This window comes from Chryseobacterium oleae, assembly GCF_900115055.1.
Taxonomy (GTDB): Bacteria; Bacteroidota; Bacteroidia; order Flavobacteriales; family Weeksellaceae; genus Chryseobacterium; species Chryseobacterium oleae.
In genome coordinates this window covers 287,439-302,499 of record NZ_FOVD01000003.1, presented here as the reverse complement: position 1 = coordinate 302,499, position 15,061 = coordinate 287,439, and the positions used below count along the sequence as shown (strand labels likewise).

Here is a 15,061-nt window from a genome sequence, read left to right as displayed (position 1 = left end):
ATTATTTTAATATTTCAGCTATGCTAAAGCAGATCCGTCAATATAAACTTCCCTATGTCATCTATAATTTTTTTAATAGGAAAAAATTACAACATAATATTCCTTTATATAAAAAATACGGTCTTCGAAAAAATTACTTTTCTAGCATTTCCAGTTCTGATTTTGCCCATCTTCCAGCTTCGGAAAGAACTATTGGCCAGGAGAAACTCATCCAGACAGATTTTTTCAATGAACTATCAGATGAAAATAGAGAAAGTGCGCTGAAGTATGATGACAATGGCTATATGATCTTAAGGAATTTTATCACTACGGATGATGCTGACAGGATCAACAGTGAAATTGAAACACTGATGGAAAATGGTACCCTGAAATTCATTTATGGAGGAAAACTTATGTTTGCTATTCATCATTCTGAGATCATTAAAAATATTGGAAGTGATAAGAATCTTCTTGATTTTCTATCTGTACTTTTAGATGGTAAAGCCAAGCTTTTTCAGAGTATCAATTTTATTAATGGAAGCCAGCAGAAGACCCATTCAGACAGCATTCACATGACAACTTATCCGTTGGGCGGACTTCTTGGAGTATGGATTGCTCTGGAAGATGTTGATGAAACTAATGGCGCTCTTCATTATATCCCGGGGAGTCACAAACTTCCATATTTCCTTAATTCTGATTATGAAAATGAAGGAGATGCCATCCGAATCGGTAAAAAAAGTTACAGAGCTTATGAGGAATTTTTAGAAGATAAGGTCAAGGAATTAGGTCTGAAAAAAGAAATTTTTAAAGCTAAAAAAGGGGATATGCTGATTTGGCATGCCAACATCCTTCACGGCGGCGAACCTCATACGGATAAGAACAGAACCAGAAAAAGCCTTGTGTATCACTTTTTTGATGAAAACAGTGTGTGTTATCATGAAGTTACACAAAGGCCTGCGCTTTTTGAATTGTAATCCACCAATTATTTCAAAGCATTAAATTCTCTTCTTATTTTTGAGGGTGTAGATTTATTTTTTTGATTTTCCAAGTTTGGCCAACAGAATGATGATTGGTTTTTATCTCCTCATCATCCTTTCCCTCATTTATATTCAAAATTCTAAGACCGATATATTCAAAAACACTTTAGAAGCCGGAAAATAATTAGTAATTTTGCGGTCTAAAATTATGGGTAGTTTTTCAGGATATTTACCGTATGCTTTTGCATTGATTATCGCAATTCCTTTTCTGGTTTTGCTGAGACAATTTGTACACTCGTACATCACCCTTAAGAATCAGGAGATCAAACTGCTTTCTGTAAAATCGAATGCTGAAAACAAGGCCCATTCTTATGAAAGGATGACTTTGTTCCTGGAAAGGATGAAGCCTTCAAACCTGATTCAGAAGTTTGACAAGGGGCTGGCTCCGAATGAATTCATCTTTCTGACCGAAAAAACCATCAATGATGAGTTTGAGTACAATACTTCACAGCAGCTGTATGTTACGAAAAATTCATGGAAGAATATCGTAGATTCCAAAAATGCTTTGATAGATTTACTTCACAAAACCTACGACGGGCTGAATGCGAACGCAGATCTTGAAGAATTCAAAACCATTTTCATCATGAACTATATGGAAGGGGATGATTATATCGCAGCTACCATAGAAGACCTTAGAAGAGAAATTTTAATTATAACTTAAAAAATAACAGATAAATAATGATTCCAAATTTTAAAGCACATCCATGGCACGGGGTTTCTGCAGGAGAAGATGCGCCAAATGTTGTCAATGTATTCGTGGAAATCGTTCCTTCAGATACAATTAAATATGAAGTAGATAAAGAAACAGGATTTTTAAAGGTAGACAGACCTCAGAAATTTTCTAATATTATTCCCGCTTTATATGGGTTTGTTCCAAGAACATACTGCCACAATGAAGTAATGAAACTGGCTGTAGAAGCTGGAGCTGATGATGTAACGGAAGGTGATCATGATCCGCTTGATATTTGCGTATTAAGCTCTCACAATATTCATTCAGGAGGATTATTAATGGAAGCTATTCCAATCGGTGGATTCAAAATGATCGATGGAGGTGAAGCAGATGATAAAATCGTTGCAGTAATGATCGGTGACCATGCTTTCGGACATTTCAGAGATATCGCTGAACTTCCTGAAGCTGAAGTGAAAAGATTAATGCACTACTTTTTAACGTATAAAAACTTACCGGATGAGCCTGCAAAATGTAGAATTCATGAGGTATACGGAGCTGAGCACGCTAAAAAAGTGATCAAAGCTTCTCAGAAAGATTACGCAGAAAAATTCGGAGGCTAGAATACAGCATTCCAAAATAATAAAAAAGGCAGGTGAATTTTCATCTGCCTTTTTATTTGGACAAATAATAGCTTCTCAACGGGAATAGAAGCTATTAAGACATTATTAATTTATTTAAAATCTTTTTTCATACCATTGGAGTGATTTTCCACAAAACTTATTTTTCCATTTTACATAGCTTACATCCATAATAAATACAGAAATGATTAAATAAATTAATGCTATTAAAGAATTACCTTTTTATAGTGTTTTAAATTTCCGGAAAAATATATTATAGAACAAGATTTAATAAAACAATAGATTTTTTGTTATATTTATAAAACTAATTACTTTTTATTAATATTAAAATAATAAACTATGGATTTGTTCTATTTAGTTCCGGTCTTCGGCGTTGTCGCCTTGTTGTATACTTTCCTGCAGAGTAACTGGGTAAGTAAACAGAATGCCGGAAATGAGAAAATGAAAATAATCAGCGGACATATCGCTGACGGTGCCATGGCCTTTCTAAAGGCTGAGTACAAGATTTTAACCTATTTCGTAGTTGTAGTTGCGATATTGCTGGCTGTGATGGGATCCACCAATTCCAATTCTCACTGGAGTATCGGGCTTGCCTTTGCTGTTGGTGCTGTATTCTCCGCTCTGGCAGGCTTCATTGGAATGAAGATCGCGACCAAAGCGAATGTAAGAACGGCAGAAGCCGCAAGAACTTCACTTTCAAAAGCATTAAAAGTTTCCTTTACAGGAGGTTCTGTAATGGGAATGGGGGTTGCCGGACTGGCGGTTCTTGGTTTGGGAGCTCTCTTTCTGATCATTAAACAGATCTTTGCTCCTGATTCTACGGTAGATTCCCACGAAATGGAAAAGACGATTGAAATTCTTACCGGATTTTCTCTGGGAGCAGAATCGATTGCTCTTTTTGCCAGAGTGGGCGGAGGTATTTATACAAAAGCTGCCGACGTAGGTGCCGATTTGGTAGGAAAAGTAGAAGCAGGAATTCCTGAAGATGATCCTAGAAATCCAGCTACGATTGCTGATAACGTAGGTGATAACGTAGGAGACGTAGCAGGAATGGGAGCCGATTTATTCGGTTCATATGTCGCTACTGTACTGGCAACAATGGTTTTGGGAAGAGAAACCATGTCCGATGATGCTTTCGGAGGTTTTGCACCAATTCTCCTTCCGATGCTTATTGCAGGAACAGGAATTATTTTCTCCATGATAGGAACTTTATTTGTAAGAATCAATGAGAATGACGGCTTATCCACTTCTAGTGTACAGAATGCCCTGAATTTGGGGAACTGGGGAAGTATCGTGATCACGGCTATCTCTTCCTATTTCCTGGTGAATTACCTTCTTCCTGAAAAAATGACCCTCAGGGAACATGAATTTACGAAGATGGGAGTTTTCGGAGCTATTATGGTAGGACTTGTTGTAGGTACTTTAATGAGTATCATCACAGAATATTATACAGCCATGGGTAAGAGACCGGTTTCCAGCATTGTGAGACAGTCTTCTACTGGTCATGCAACCAATATTATCGGAGGTCTTGCCGTTGGAATGGAATCTACATTACTTCCCATTCTTGTACTGGCAGGCGGTATTTACGGATCTTATTTATGTGCAGGACTTTACGGAGTAGCTATTGCTGCAGCCGGAATGATGGCTACCACTGCGATGCAGCTTGCGATTGATGCTTTCGGGCCTATTGCAGATAACGCAGGCGGAATTGCTGAAATGAGTGAGCTTCCGAAAGAAGTCCGTGAAAAAACTGATATTCTGGATGCTGTTGGAAACACGACTGCAGCGAGCGGAAAAGGATTTGCCATTGCTTCTGCAGCATTGACGGCATTAGCTTTATTTGCTGCCTTTGTAGGAATTGCAGGCATTGATGGCATTGATATTTACAGAGCCGATGTTCTGGCTGGGTTATTTGTCGGAGGAATGATTCCATTCATATTCTCTTCACTTGCGATTACGGCAGTAGGACAGGCCGCGATGGCCATGGTGGAAGAAGTAAGAAGGCAGTTCCGTGAAATTCCGGGGATTCTGGAAGGGAAAGCGCAACCCGAATACGAAAAATGTGTAGCTATTTCTACAGATGCATCCATCAGAAAAATGATGCTTCCGGGAGCGATTACCATTATTTCACCTCTTTTGGTTGGATTTATCTTCGGCCCTGAAGTATTGGGAGGATTCTTAGCCGGAGCGACCGTTTGCGGTGTTCTGATGGGAATGTTCCAGAATAATGCAGGGGGAGCCTGGGATAACGCTAAAAAATCATTTGAAAAAGGAGTGGATATCAATGGTCAGACGTATTATAAAGGTTCAGAGCCGCATAAAGCTTCCGTAACGGGAGATACGGTGGGCGATCCGTTTAAAGATACTTCAGGACCATCCATGAACATCCTGATCAAGCTGATGTCTATTGTGTCATTGGTAATTGCACCGACATTAGCGGTAATCCACAAAGATAAAATCGAAGCGAACAGAAAAGCTAAGCTGGAGAGCTTGACAAGAGCAACCACTGGAAGCTCAAAGATAAGTCATGCACAGCTTGAAACGGTTACTGCTTCTCCAACGGAGATCAAAGGGCATCTGAATGAAAACGGAGATTTTGTATATGAAACCGGAAATATTCAGGAAATTAAACTGAAAGGTGGGAAAATAATTACATTGGGAGAAGGAAGCAGGCTGTTTCAATTGTATAATTCAGTACAGCAAAAAGATCAGACGATCATCGATCCTAATAACTGGTATACGGTGGAAAATCTATACTTCCAGACCGGATCCAGTGATCTGAAGACTGGTTCAGAGCTACAGTTAAATAATCTTGCTGAAATTCTAAATGCCTATCCTAATCTAAAAATAAAACTAGGCGGGTATACAGATAATACTGGAAATGAAGAAAGCAATCAGAAATTATCCAATCTTAGAGCTCAAACGGCTAAACTGAAGTTGCTTGAATTGGGTATTCCTTCAGACAGAGTAGAGGCGGAAGGTTACGGTTCTCAGCATCCTGTTTGTGAAGCGAATGATACCGATGAATGTAAAGCAAAAAACAGAAGAATTGATGTAAGGGTTCTTGCTCTTTAAAATCAATTGTTAATTAAACATAGAAAGCACTGCATTAATAAATGCGGTGCTTTTTTATGGATAACGACTTTGGGTTTAAGATAATAAAATATCTAAAATCATCTGCAAAATCCGTGTATTCTGGAAAAAAAATGTCAACCACAAAAGCGGCAAAAGCTTTTTTAAACACTTAAGAGTTTATTTAAAGTTTAAAATCTTACTGCGAAAAAGCTCGCTTAAGTTGGTGAAAAATCAAAGATTTTTATAATACCGTAAAAAATATACACAATCATCTGTGTCAATCTGTGAAATCAGTGGTTAAAAAATATAACCGGATTTTCATGATGATACATTTCAAGTTGATGTTTTTCTAAAGATGTTTCTGCAAATGTTCCAGAGCCTGAATAATCACTTCATCTTTTTTAGCAAAACTAAACCGGATATAATCTGAGTTCGGTCGGGAATTATAAAATGCAGAAAGTGGCAAACAAGCCGTTTTTTTCTCCACGGTCAGCCATTTCGAAAATTCAACATCTGTCATTGTTTTGGAAATATTTCTGAAATTGACCACCTGAAAAACACTTCCTTCAGCCTTTTTTGTAGCTTCTAAAGGTGTAAAGGCAATCATGTCATTAAAAATATCTCTTTTCCCTTGCATAATCCGGCGGTTTTCAGAAGAATCAAATACTTCAAGATATTTTGCAAGAGCATATTGGGCAGGCGCATTGGCGCTGTAAGAAATATATTGTTGATGACATCTGAATTTTGCCGTTAAATCTTCAGAAGCAAGCAGATAACTCACCTTCCAGCCGGAAGTGTGAAACATTTTCCCGAAAGAAAAAATGCAGAAAGTCCTGTTTTTCAGTTCCGGATGAAGAAAAGAGCTATAATGTTCAACGCCGTCATAACAATACGTGTCGTAGATTTCCTCCGAAATGAGATAGATTTCCTGATGCTTTATCAATTCATACAGCTGATTCCAGTCGCTTTGCTTCCAGATGGTTCCTGTAGGATTTTGAGGAGAATTGACGATGATGGCTTTTGTTTTTTCAGAAATGCAGACTTGAAATTTTTCCCAGTTGATGCTGAAATCCGGATCAAGATCATAGTAGACGGGAACACCACCGTTTAAGACCACAGAAGGTCCATATGTGTAATAGGAAGGTTGAATGATGATCACTTCATCTCCCTGATTTAAAAGAGATTTAAGGGCGGTATGTAAAGCAAAAGTTGCACAGGGAATGATAGTCACCTCATTTTCTTTCAGGTGAATACTGTTTACTCTGGCAGCATTGAATGTAATAATATTTTTAATGAGCAACGGATTTCCTGCAAGCGGCTCATATTGATGGCATTGATGATCTGCAGCTTCCATCAGAAATGTTTTCAGCCGGCTGTCGATATCAAAATCGGGAAGCCCCAAAGAAAGGTCGAAGCTGTTATTTCTGGACGCAAGTTCAGACATTTCCGTGAAAAACGAATAATGTGTGAATCCGTAAATTCTTTCCATCTATTTTGCATTTATATCAAATATAAGAAAAATAGACATTCATTAAATTGAATCATAAAAATATATTGTTTTCTTTAATTAATCTTTATTGGAGCGTGGTTTTATTTCATAAAATATTGATTTTTTTTATCTTTACCGGGATTAAATTTTAAACAAGCGACAACGCAAATGAAAAAAAGTATCCTATTATTTTCTTTTGGTTTCTGCGCTCTGGTAAGTGCACAAACTTCTCCTCCGGTTATTAAAAAACCATTAACCACCTCTAACAGCCTGAAAATAAACTCCCGAAAGGGAACACTCATTGAAAAGAGAATCTATGACCTGGCGAAATTCAAAACCCTGAATATTCAGAAGATCGTCACCAAGGATATGTCTGATCAGTCTGCAGAAAGTGTTCTTGGAATTATCTATGAGTATGAAACTTTTGACAATACTTCAAAGAAGACATTAACCATTGAAAAAGCCGAACTTTCTAAACTGATTCAGTCTCTTCAAACCTTAGAACAAAAAGAAAATGAAGGAAAACCTGATCAGGAAGTAAAGTATAAGTTTCTGACTATGAACAATATTGAATTTGGAGGGATTTATAATGAGAAGCTGAAAGGCTGGATCAATTATATAAAAATCCCTTCCACAATGTACAACCAGAGTTTAAATGAATTCAGCAGAGATGAACTGAAAGAACTGATCAAAATTTTGAAAAACGCAGAACAGAATCTGTGATGAATTGGTGATCAGGATGATCAATAAACATGAACAGTCGTTATATAGCGCTTGAGGTTCAACAAAAAATTGTTATTTTTAAGAAAATTATTATCATATGAAAAAAATACTTATCCCGTTGTTGGGTCTGACTTTGGTAGTCAGCTGCGGAACAGCGAAAACTTCTGAAGGAGCTTCAGCACAATCTACATCTGTAGCAAAAGCGGATAAAGCGTTTCTGTCTGCTTATAAGACTATTAAAGCTGATGAACTAAAGAAAAACTTGTATGTGATCGCTTCTGACGGAATGGAAGGAAGAGATACAGGAAGTCCGGGGCAAAAGAAAGCGGGTGAGTATATGATCAATTATTATAAAAGCTTAGGAATTAATCCGCCGAAGGTACTGGGATCCTATTATCAGAAGGTTCCTGCTGAATTTATGAAAAAAAGAGGCGGCGGAAATCTTCCTGATTCTGAAAATATCCTGGCTTTCATCGAAGGAAGTGAAAAACCTGAGGAAATAGTGGTTATTTCTGCCCATTATGATCACGTTGGAACCAAAAATGGAGTAGTTTACAACGGAGCGGATGACGATGGTAGCGGTACGGTAGCGGTAATGCAGATTGCAAAAGCTTTTCAGGAGGCTAAAAAAGCCGGAAAAGGCCCGAAAAGATCTATTCTGTTTCTTCACGTCACAGGAGAAGAGCATGGACTGTTTGGATCTGAGTTTTACACCAGCAATCCCGTATTTCCACTTGCCAATACGGTGGTCGATCTGAATATTGACATGATAGGCCGTGATGATGCCGAAAACAGAGGAAAACAGTACGTCTATGTGATTGGTTCAGAAATGCTGAGCTCTCAGCTAAAAGTGATCAATGAGGCTGCTAACAAAAAGACGAATAATTTAGAACTCAACTATAAATACGACGATCCGGCAGATCCGGAACAACTTTACTATCGTTCAGACCACTATAATTTTGCTAAAAACAATGTGCCTGTAGCCTTTTTCTTCGATGGTATCCATGAAGATTATCACAAGCCAACAGATGATCCTGAGAAAATTGACTATCCTTTGCTTGAAAAAAGAGCACAACTTGTTTTTGCTACAGCTTGGGAAATTGCCAACAGAGCAGAGAGAATTGTAGTGGATAAGAAATAAAATACTTTGTTGGATCAGCGAAAAGGGACGGAGATAAATTGCTTTAAATATGGGTGATTAAGTATATTTAAATCAATTGTTTAAATCATTTTAATTTTTTGGCAATATAAATTTTATCGTAGATAAAATCAATGTACCTTATAAAAGGTAAGTATGTTAAATCATTGCGCCTTTGCGCTGACTAACAAATATCTTCAAATATATATTCAATAGGAGCGGACTTTAGCCCGTTTTTATAAATAGGCAATAATCATTAGGCTTTATCCAAATTGTAATAAACTAGTAATACATTTTAATTCAAATGAAAACAGCAATCCGTGAAGCCAGACCGGAAGACATTTCACAGATCCAGATCGTCAGAAACTCCGTAAAAGAGAATATGCTTTCTGATCCTGCATTGGTTACTGAGGCAGACTGTAAAGAATTTCTATTTGAAAGAGGAAAAGGATGGGTATGCGAAATTGAGTCTAAGATTGTCGGTTTTTCCATTGTTGATCTGAAAGAAAACAATATCTGGGCGCTTTTTATGCATCCTGATTTTGAAAACCTTGGCATTGGAAGAAAGCTTCATGACATTATGCTCGACTGGTACTTTGAACAAACCCAGAACAATGTCTGGCTGGGAACTGATCCCGGTACCAGAGCTGAAACATTTTACAGAAAGTCCGGATGGCAGGAAGCAGGAACTCATGGCAATGAAATCAAATTTGAAATGACTTTTAACAACTGGAAAAACAGGAGATGATGACACAGGGGATAAAATCGATCAGACCGTTTATCGGAGCTGAAAATTTTGAAGTAAGTAGGCATTTTTATAAAGATTTAGGATTTGAAGAAGTGATTCTCGAACCTAAATTATCCTTATTTAAAAGACAGGAAACAGGTTTCTACCTTCAGGATTATTATGCTAAAGACTGGGTAGACAACACGATGATCTTTATGGAAGTGGAGAATACGGATGAGTTCTGGAAGGAACTTGTTTCTTTAAATCTTGCTGAAAAATATAAAGGAGTCAGACTTACGGCTGTACGGACCATGGAGTGGGGAAAAGAATGCTTTGTGCATGATCCGTCTGGGATTTTGTGGCATTTCGGGGAATTTTTTTAATGACGAAAAGGAATTATGATCTACGCTTTTGATACTTATTATGACGATTATGCGAACACCGTATGTATCGCCTTTGAAAACTGGACTTCTGAGAATGAATCCAATATTTTTACTGAAAAAACAGACATCACCTCTTCTTATGAGAGTGGTGCATTTTACAAAAGGGAGCTGCCCTGCATCCTGAGTTTACTGAAAACGATTGAATTAAAGGAAGGCGATCTTATTATTGTTGATGGCTACGTTACTCTTGATAATGATGGGAAAATCGGATTGGGAGGCTATCTGTACGAAGCTTTGGATCAGAAATACCCAATTATCGGAATTGCGAAGAATGAATTTGCCGCTCCGGATTCTCAAAGAAGAAATGTTTTAAGAGGCGAAAGTAAAACTCCGCTGTTTCTTACAGCAATGGGAGCCGATGTAGATGAAATATTGACTAAAGTAGAGCAGATGCATGGTGCTTATCGAATACCAACACTGTTAAAAAAGCTGGATCAACTGTCCAGAATGTAATCATTTTCACAAATCTACCTATCAATTTCAAATATAAACATTAATGTCATTTCTTTGATAGTTGCTATAATTATTAGATTTTCAACAGATTAATCTATTTTCTCTTTCTGAGTTTTAGATTATTCTGTAAAAGGTGACAAATGTCATTCGTTTCTTATTTTTATTGATTCTAAATAAATATAAATTTGTCTCAAGAAAATAAAGGAATAAATGAAGAAATTATCTACTCTTTCTGCTGTAGTATTCTATATGATAATGAATGCGCAGTACTGTACTCCGACATTTCAATATGGAGCTGACAGCAACATGATCACCAACGTTAGCTTTGGAAACATCAATAATACGTCATCTTCTCAGTCCGGAAGTACACAGGCTTACGAAAATTTCACTTCACTGTCTACGGATATTAAGGCTGGAAACACTTATCAGATCTCTGTAAAAGGACCTTCCAGTACGTTCCCGAGTGATGTTGTGGTTTTTATTGACTTTAATAAGAATGGTAGTTTTGATGATGCAGGGGAAAACTTTAGTATCGGAAGGCTGGGGGCAGCTAATCCATTCAATGCAATGACCATTACAGGAACGATTGCGGTTCCGGCCAATGCAATACCTGGAGTTACAAGGATGAGAGTTCTTAAAAATACGAATACAGCAGCCTATTCAAATCCAAATGCAGCGAATTCAATTAATACAGCCTGTGATAGCGGCTTAAGAGCTGGACAGACAGAGGATTATAGTATCAATATACTGGCTTCCAATCTGGCAACCTCTGAGGTAACTAAGAAATCTTCTGTAAAAGTACATCCAAATCCTACATCGGGCTCTGTATATGTGAAAACTGAAGAAGGACTTGAAAAATATGAAGTCTATAACTTAGCAGGGCAAAAACTTACAGAAGGCACATCCGGTGTTGTCAATATGGACAGCCTAGCTTCCGGAACTTATCTGATTAAGATCTACACCAGAGATAAAAAAGGCATCACTGAAAAGATCATTAAAAAATAGAAACACTTATCTAATCATATCCATATCAATTTTTGTTTTTTTAGACCGGCAGACCTATCTGCCGGTTTTCTTTTTTTGTAAGAAACCATTAACATGTATGAGATGTTAATGTGAGAATGAAACTGATTAAGAATTTTAATAAATAATTGGGAGGGTTTCGGGCGGGCCATTCGGCCCGCCCGAAACCTCTATAACGATCCCGAATCCAGTATCTCCAGCAAATCATGCTTCGAAAGCTTCTGGATGCCGGTTCCATCGGTTTGGAGCAGGTTTTGAGCTAATTCATTCTTCTTTTTTTGAAGGCTTAAGATTTTCTCTTCGACAGTATTTGAACAGATCAACCTTACGGCGATTACATTTTTGGTCTGCCCGATACGGTAGCTTCGGTCAATCGCCTGATTTTCCGCTGCAGGATTCCACCACGGATCTACCAGATAAATATAATCTGCCTCGGTAAGATTTAAGCCTACACCACCTGCTTTTAAACTGATCAGAAATACGCGGATTTCTTCATTTTCCTGGAAATTATTAACGGCCTTACCTCTGTTTTTCGTCTGTCCGGTAAGATATTCTAACGGGATCTTTTTACGTTCAAGCTCTGCTTTAAGTAAATCCAGCATCTCTACGAATTGTGAGAATACTAATATTTTATGATCTTTAGATTTACTTTGGATCTGCTCCATCAGTATTTCTATTTTCACGGCATGTTCACCGGAGTATCCTTCTTTTAAAAGTAAAGGAGAATTACAGATCTGTCTGAGTCTGGTTAAACCTGTCAGAACATGCATGCTGTTTTTATTCAGATCATCGTCATCATTGGCGGCGATAAATTCACGAAGTTCCTTTTCATAGGCATCATAAATCTTACGCTGTTCAGCATCCATTTCGCAGTAGATCACCATTTCGGTTTTTTCAGGAAGCTCTTTGGCTACCTGTTTTTTTGTTCTGCGGAGAATGAAAGGCCTTATTTTTTCCTGAAGTTCCTGAGCCCGTTTTCCGTACTCAAATTTATCGATAGGAATCGCGTAAATATCTTTGAAATATTGCTTGCTTCCCAAAAGTCCCGGACAGGCAAAAGAAAGCTGGCTGTAAAGATCGAAAGTGTTGTTTTCAATGGGTGTACCCGTAAGTACGATTCTGTTTCTCGATTGTAGAAGTCGTGCTGCTTTATATCGTTCCGAATTGGGGTTTTTAATGGTTTGTGATTCATCAAGGAACACATAATTGAAGCGGAAATTTTTCAGAAAACGGATATCCGAAAGAAGCATTCCATAGGTGGTAAGCACTACTTCATATTCAGACATATGTTCGGATGCTTTTAGGCGGTCTGGTCCATAATGCGTCATTACTTTTATAGACGGAGAAAACTTTTTGATTTCTTCCTGCCAGTTGAATAGCAAGGAAGTAGGAACAACCACAAGATGAGTCGTGTGTCCATGTTTTTCTCTTTGAGACAAAATAAATGCAATGATTTGCAGTGTTTTTCCAAGTCCCATATCATCCGCCAGACAACCTCCGAAATTGAATCCGTCTAAGAAATCCAGCCAGTTCAGACCATCGTGCTGGTAGTCTCTCAATACAGCATTTAATCCTTTAGGAACGGCTATTTGTGGAATGTTTTTGACAGATGAGAACTGAAGTGAATAAGAATCAAGTTCTTCCTGCATTTCTTTGCTCAAAACTTCCTTCTCAAACAGCGAAGAGACTTCTGTGAAACTGATCTTTGGAATTTTAAGGTCTTCCGCATCAATTTCCCCAATTCTGAAAAACTCATTCATCCTGCCGATCCATTCTTCCGGAAGTAGACCAAGTGTGCCATCATCCAGCTGTACAAATTTGCTTCTGTTCCGGATAGCGCGGTGAAGCTGTTTTAAGGCGGCATCTTTCTGTCCGAAACTTACCTTCAGTTTGGCATTGAACCAGTCCAGTCCGCTGGTGATCTGAATATTGATTTTCGCTTTGTGCGAATTGACTTTATTGTTTTTGAGTTCATTGAATCCCAGGATTATAACTCCTTCATTTCTCCACGTTTCAAAAGCATGCAGAAACCAGTTTTCATCCAGAAATTTATCTTTGTGTAGATAAAAATAATCATAGCCGTCCATTTGTCCTTCAAAATCCGGATGCTGTTTCATGATGAGAGATGTAAAGCGGGCTTCTTCAGCATCACTTCGATCAATTTTAAAGACATTTCCGTTCTGGTCCGTACCAAAAAGCTGCTTCCTGGAATAGACAGGAACTTCGGCCTGACCATACTTCATGACGGGAGTAACGGCAATATAATTTCCCTGCTGGCGAAGATAAATGATCCGTTCATTCCGGTGCTTTTTTTCTTCAAGCTGTACTGGAGTTGCAGGTTGTATATAGCTATAATTAATGTGAATACGTTGTTCAAGTGAAGCAAGAACATTCTGCGTAAATGCTTCGTATTTAGACGCATGAACAAGCAGGATTTCATTATTGGCTTTAAAAAATTTGATGACCCTCAACATATCGGGATCATCTACAAAACTGAAGGTATTCCGGCTGTACACAAAATACTCATTCCTGATGTTGACATTTTTAAATGGAATGGAAATATCGTTGAATTCAAGTTCTCCGGTTACTTCATAGAAAGGTTCTTTCTTGAATACACTAAGCTGTAATTCGGCTTTTAAAACCTCAAGATGGACAGGAACAAGAGATTTTGCTGAAACAGTTTCCGAGAGTTCACGGTCATGATAATACGTTTCCAGCCCAAGTGGATTCTGTACAATCAGTTTAAGAGCTTCCAGTTCTGCCGTGTTATAATCTTCGTTGTAATTATTCTGAAAAGCAGAAACGGCGGTATAAAATTTAATATGAAGCGGTTCTTCAGCTTTCCAGATCAGTTGCATGGCATCAACCGGATTGACCGGGTTTTTGATCTTTCCCGTTTGTGTGGTTTCAGATTCCATCAGTGAAAAGTTCAGATGGCTGTAGTAACGGTGTCTGCCGATGACCAGTATTTTTCTCTTTCCGTTTTCCTGCAATGCCAGCTCTTCAATCACAGAAGTGCGTTGGGGAAGGAGTTGCTGCTTGAAAACATCTTCATCGATGGGTAACATCTCTTTGATCTTAGGTTTTACTTCAATTTTACCCTCAGCATATTCCAATTCAAAATAAATGTCCAGATCAGATTCGTTTTCCAGGCCGTAGCTTTTCGCTTTGGCGATAAACAACTTCTTACGGAGATAAGGTTCAAAAAAAGTCCTGAAATTTTTATCTTCTAAAATACAGTGAATAATTTCGGTCTGATGCTCACAGAGTTTATCTTTAGGATGAGTGCAGGTACAGGTAGTCACTATTGAACTCCCGATCTGGCTGACAGAAACGTCCGGAAAATCCTGCAATGGAGATGTTTTTGTGAAAATTCCATGGTTATTTTCAATGGCAGAAGGATAGATTCCGTGAAAATCTCTGATCTCCAGAAATGCGCTGCCGGAGGTATGTTTCAGAAGATCGTACACAGAAAGGGTCGTGAAGCTTGTATTTTCAAGAATATATGCTGCCATAAGCACGCGAATTTACAAAAAAGGATGACAAGATTTCATGGTATTTGTGATGAAGTGAAAAACCAGTGATAGAGAGGTGTTTAGCGAAATTTGAAAGCCCATCGTATGCTTTGAATACCAATATAAATATTCAATTATAATTTATCATACG

General features: G+C 38.0%; 12 protein-coding genes. 10 read left to right on the top strand and 2 right to left on the bottom strand.

The window, feature by feature from the left end:
* The first annotated feature begins 20 nt into the window (after positions 1 to 20).
* The 4 genes from BM143_RS12010 to BM143_RS11995 all read left to right on the top strand — a co-directional run bounded on the left by BM143_RS12010 (position 21) and on the right by BM143_RS11995 (position 5,399).
* Entirely contained in the window at positions 21 to 953 is a 933-nt protein-coding gene (locus tag BM143_RS12010; RefSeq protein ID WP_090024699.1) for a phytanoyl-CoA dioxygenase family protein, read from the top strand.
* A gap of 211 nt (positions 954 to 1,164) precedes the next feature.
* Positions 1,165 to 1,677 carry a DUF7935 family protein gene (locus BM143_RS12005; RefSeq protein WP_034727726.1) on the top strand — a complete coding sequence of 171 codons (513 nt, stop codon included), beginning with the start codon at positions 1,165 to 1,167 and terminating at the stop codon, positions 1,675 to 1,677.
* Between the two features lie 17 nt (positions 1,678 to 1,694).
* A complete protein-coding gene (locus BM143_RS12000; protein ID WP_034727727.1) occupies positions 1,695 to 2,306 on the top strand; it encodes an inorganic pyrophosphatase in 612 nt (203 codons plus the stop codon).
* A gap of 357 nt (positions 2,307 to 2,663) precedes the next feature.
* The gene (locus tag BM143_RS11995; RefSeq protein WP_090024698.1) at positions 2,664 to 5,399 is read left to right on the top strand and encodes a sodium-translocating pyrophosphatase; all 2,736 of its coding nucleotides are present in this window, start codon (positions 2,664 to 2,666) and stop codon (positions 5,397 to 5,399) included.
* Between the two features lie 349 nt (positions 5,400 to 5,748).
* Here the strand turns inward: BM143_RS11995 and BM143_RS11990 are convergent, their stop codons facing one another.
* Positions 5,749 to 6,888: an aminotransferase class I/II-fold pyridoxal phosphate-dependent enzyme gene (locus BM143_RS11990; RefSeq protein ID WP_090024697.1), complete on the bottom strand. Its 1,140-nt coding sequence runs from the start codon at positions 6,886 to 6,888 to the stop codon at positions 5,749 to 5,751.
* A gap of 168 nt (positions 6,889 to 7,056) precedes the next feature.
* Between BM143_RS11990 and BM143_RS11985 the strand changes: the two genes are divergently transcribed.
* From BM143_RS11985 to BM143_RS11960, 6 genes are all read left to right on the top strand, one after another.
* Positions 7,057 to 7,611: a hypothetical protein gene (locus BM143_RS11985; RefSeq protein ID WP_090024696.1), complete on the top strand. Its 555-nt coding sequence runs from the start codon at positions 7,057 to 7,059 to the stop codon at positions 7,609 to 7,611.
* Positions 7,612 to 7,708: 97 nt separating this feature from the next.
* Complete coding sequence (locus BM143_RS11980) at positions 7,709 to 8,752, top strand: M28 family metallopeptidase (protein WP_090024695.1); 1,044 nt, start codon at positions 7,709 to 7,711, stop codon at positions 8,750 to 8,752.
* A 301-nt stretch (positions 8,753 to 9,053) separates the two neighbouring features.
* The gene (locus tag BM143_RS11975; protein WP_090024694.1) at positions 9,054 to 9,497 is read left to right on the top strand and encodes a GNAT family N-acetyltransferase; all 444 of its coding nucleotides are present in this window, start codon (positions 9,054 to 9,056) and stop codon (positions 9,495 to 9,497) included.
* Positions 9,497 to 9,859 (top strand): VOC family protein, encoded by a 363-nt coding sequence (locus BM143_RS11970; RefSeq protein WP_090024693.1) that lies wholly within the window; start codon positions 9,497 to 9,499, stop codon positions 9,857 to 9,859. The genes BM143_RS11975 and BM143_RS11970 overlap by 1 nt, the downstream gene beginning before the upstream one ends.
* A 15-nt stretch (positions 9,860 to 9,874) precedes the next feature.
* On the top strand, positions 9,875 to 10,372 hold the full coding sequence (locus BM143_RS11965; RefSeq protein WP_090024692.1) for an endonuclease V: 498 nt from the start codon (positions 9,875 to 9,877) through the stop codon (positions 10,370 to 10,372).
* A gap of 210 nt (positions 10,373 to 10,582) precedes the next feature.
* Complete coding sequence (locus BM143_RS11960; protein WP_090024691.1) at positions 10,583 to 11,377, top strand: T9SS type A sorting domain-containing protein; 795 nt, start codon at positions 10,583 to 10,585, stop codon at positions 11,375 to 11,377.
* 188 nt (positions 11,378 to 11,565) lie between these two features.
* Here the strand turns inward: BM143_RS11960 and BM143_RS11955 are convergent, their stop codons facing one another.
* A complete protein-coding gene (locus BM143_RS11955) occupies positions 11,566 to 14,910 on the bottom strand; it encodes a DEAD/DEAH box helicase (protein WP_090024690.1) in 3,345 nt (1,114 codons plus the stop codon).
* Positions 14,911 to 15,061 lie beyond the last annotated feature (151 nt).